This is a genomic window from Streptomyces scopuliridis (assembly GCF_042790125.1).
GTDB lineage: Bacteria > Actinomycetota > Actinomycetes > Streptomycetales > Streptomycetaceae > Streptomyces > Streptomyces scopuliridis_A.
The window spans coordinates 1-3541 of sequence record NZ_JBHTZS010000069.1; the positions used below are offsets into that span (position 1 = coordinate 1).

The following is a 3541-nucleotide window of genomic DNA, read 5'->3' on the forward strand; positions in this document are numbered from 1 at the left end:
CCCGCGATCCGCGCGGGGCCGGGCCCTCCGGTATGTACGGCGGGTCCGTCAGGCGTCGAAGACCTCGTTGACCAGCTGCTGCTGCTCGGCCTGGTGGCGCTTGGCCGAGCCGACCGCCGGGGACGAGGAGTGCGGACGCGAGATACGGCGCAGCCGCTCGCCGTGCGGCACATCCGCGCCGACCGCCAGGTCCAGGTGGTCGATCAGGTTGAGCGCGATGAACGGCCAGGCACCCTGGTTCGCCGGCTCCTCCTGGGCCCACAGGTACTTCTCGGCGTTCGGGAACTTGGCGATCTCGGCCTGGAGTTCCGCACCCGGCAGCGGGTACAGGCGCTCCAGACGCAGGATCGCGGTGTCCGTCACGCCGCGCTTCTGCCGCTCGGCGTCCAGGTCGTAGTAGACCTTGCCGGCGGTGAAGACGACCTTGCGCACGGCGTTGGGGTCCACGCTCGTGTCGCCGATCACCGGGCGGAAGCCGCCGGTGGTGAACTCCTCCGCCTTGGACGCCGCGGCCTTCAGACGCAGCATCGACTTCGGGGTGAAGACGACCAGCGGCTTGTGATGCGGGTTGTGGACCTGCCAGCGCAGCAGGTGGAAGTAGTTCGACGGCAGGGTCGGCATGGCGACCGTCATGTTGTTCTGCGCGCACATCTGGAGGAAGCGCTCCGGCCGGGCGGACGAGTGGTCCGGGCCCTGGCCCTCGTAGCCGTGCGGCAGCAGCAGCGTGACGCCGGAGGTCTGGCCCCACTTCTGCTCGGCCGACGAGATGAACTCGTCCACGACGGTCTGCGCGCCGTTGACGAAGTCACCGAACTGGGCCTCCCACATGACCAGCGCGTCCGGCCTGGCCAGCGAGTAGCCGTACTCGAAGCCCATCGCCGCGTACTCGCTGAGCAGCGAGTCGTAGACGTTGTAGCGGGCCTGCTCGTCGGTGAGGTACTGGAGCGGGGTGTAGTCCTCGCCCGTGCCCTGGTCGACCAGGACCGCGTGGCGCTGGCCGAACGTACCGCGGCGGGTGTCCTGGCCGGAGAGCCGGACCGGCGTGCCCTCCATCAGCAGCGAGCCGAGGGCGAGGGTCTCGCCCATGCCCCAGTCGATCGTGCCGTCCTCCACCGAGGCCGCCCGCCGCTGCATCTGCGGCATCAGGCGCGGGTGGACGGTGACCGTGTCGGGGATGTTGACCTGCGACTCGGCGATCCGCTTGACGACCTCCTGGGAGACCGCGGTGGTGACGGCCACCGGGAACTCCGCCTGGGCGTCCGGCACCTGGGCCGTGCCCGGGTGCGAGGTGGCCTCGCGGACCTCCGCGAAGACCTTCTCCAGCTGGCCCTGGAAGTCCTGGAGCGCCTGCTCCGCCTCTTCCAGCGTGATGTCGCCGCGGCCGATCAGGGACTCGGTGTAGAGCTTGCGCACCGAGCGCTTCTTGTCGATCAGCCGGACCATCTGCGGGTTGGTGAACTGCGGGTTGTCGCCCTCGTTGTGACCGCGGCGGCGGTAGCAGATGAGGTCGATCACGACGTCCTTGTTGAACGTCTGGCGGAACTCGAAGGCGAGCCGTCCGACACGGACCACGGCCTCCGGGTCGTCACCGTTCACATGGATGATCGGCGCCTCGATCATGCGGGCCACGTCGGTCGCGTACATGGAGGAGCGCGACGCCTCGGGGGCGGCGGTGAAGCCGACCTGGTTGTTGATCACGATGTGGACCGTGCCGCCGGTGCGGTAGCCGCGCAGCTGCGACATGTTGAGCGTCTCGGCGACCACGCCCTGGCCCGCGAAGGCCGCGTCGCCGTGCAGCGCGAGCGGCAGGACCGTGAAGTCCGTACCGCCCTTGTTGATGATGTCCTGCTTGGCGCGGACGACGCCCTCCAGGACCGGGTCCACCGCCTCCAGGTGCGAGGGGTTGGCGGTCAGCGAGACCTTGATCTGCTCGCCGTCCAGACCGGTGAAGGTGCCCTCGGCGCCCAGGTGGTACTTCACGTCGCCGGAGCCGTGCATCGACTTCGGGTCGAGGTTGCCCTCGAACTCCCGGAAGATCTGCGCGTACGACTTGCCCACGATGTTGGCGAGGACGTTCAGCCGGCCGCGGTGGGCCATGCCGATGACGACCTCGTCGAGCCGCGACTCGGCGGCGGAGTCGATGACCGCGTCGAGCAGCGGGATGACGGACTCGCCGCCCTCCAGCGAGAACCGCTTCTGGCCCACGTACTTCGTCTGCAGGAACGTCTCGAACGCCTCGGCCGAGTTGAGCCTGCGCAGGATCCGCAGCTGCTCCTCGCGCTCGGGCTTGGCGTGCGGACGCTCCACCCGGTCCTGGATCCACTTGCGCTGCTTCGGGTCCTGGATGTGCATGAACTCGATGCCGGTGGTGCGGCAGTACGAGTCGCGCAGCACGCCCAGGATGTCGCGCAGCTTCATCATGGACTTGCCGGCGAAGCCGCCGACCGCGAACTCCCGCTCCAGGTCCCACAGCGTGAGCCCGTGCTCGGTGATGTCCAGGTCGGGGTGCTTGCGCTGGAGGTAGTCCAACGGGTCGGTGTCGGCCATGACATGACCGCGGACCCGGTAGGAGTGGATCAGCTCGAAGACCCGGGCGGGCTTGGTGACGTCCTCGTCGTGCGAGGCGTCGATGTCCTTGAGCCAGCGCACCGGCTCGTACGGAATGCGCAGCGCCTGGAAGATCTCGTCGTAGAACTCGTTCTCGCCGAGCAGCAGTTGGCTGACGATCCGCAGGAACTCGCCGGACGCGGCGCCCTGGATGACGCGGTGGTCGTACGTCGAGGTCAGCGTCATGACCTTGGAGATGCCCAGCTTGTTCAGGGTGTCCTGGGACGTGCCCTGGAACTCGGCCGGGTAGTCCATGGATCCGACGCCCATGATGACCGACTGACCGGGCATCAGACGCGGTACGGAGTGGACCGTTCCGAGGCCGCCCGGGTTGGTCAGCGAGACGGTGACGCCGGTGAAGTCGTCCATCGTCAGCTTGTTGTTGCGGGCGCGGCGGACGATGTCCTCGTACGCCTGCCAGAACTCGAAGAAGTTGAGCGTCTCGGCCTTCTTGATGCCGGCGACGACGAGCTGGCGGTCGCCGTTCGGCTTCACGAGGTCGATGGCCAGACCGAAGTTGATGTGCTCCGGCTTGACGAGGGTCGGCTTGCCGTCCTTCTCCGCGTAGGAGTGGTTCATCGACGGCATGGCCTTGATGGCCTGCACCATCGCGTACCCGATGAGGTGCGTGAAGGAGATCTTGCCGCCACGCGCGCGCTTCAGGTGGTTGTTGATGACGATGCGGTTGTCGAAGAGGAGCTTCACCGGGACCGCGCGCACGGACGTGGCCGTGGGCAGCTCCAGCGAGGCGTTCATGTTCTTCGCGACGGCGGCGGACGGGCCACGCAGCGTCACGTACTCCGGGCCCTCGGGAGCCGCGGTGGCCTCGCCGGCGGCGGGGGCGGGCTTGGCCTTCACCGGGGCGGGGGCCGCCGGGGGCTGCACGGGGGCGGCGGGCCGCACGGGCGCCGGGGCGGCGGCAGCGGGCTTCGCG

Annotated in this window: 1 protein-coding gene; it reads right to left on the minus strand. The window is 68.7% G+C overall.

Features of this window, described 5'->3' with window-relative positions; all coding sequences use genetic code 11:
- Positions 1 to 48: 48 nt before the first annotated feature.
- A partial coding sequence (locus tag ACFRKB_RS38850; RefSeq protein WP_383111293.1) for a multifunctional oxoglutarate decarboxylase/oxoglutarate dehydrogenase thiamine pyrophosphate-binding subunit/dihydrolipoyllysine-residue succinyltransferase subunit occupies positions 49 to 3541 on the minus strand: 3493 nt, incomplete at its 5' end.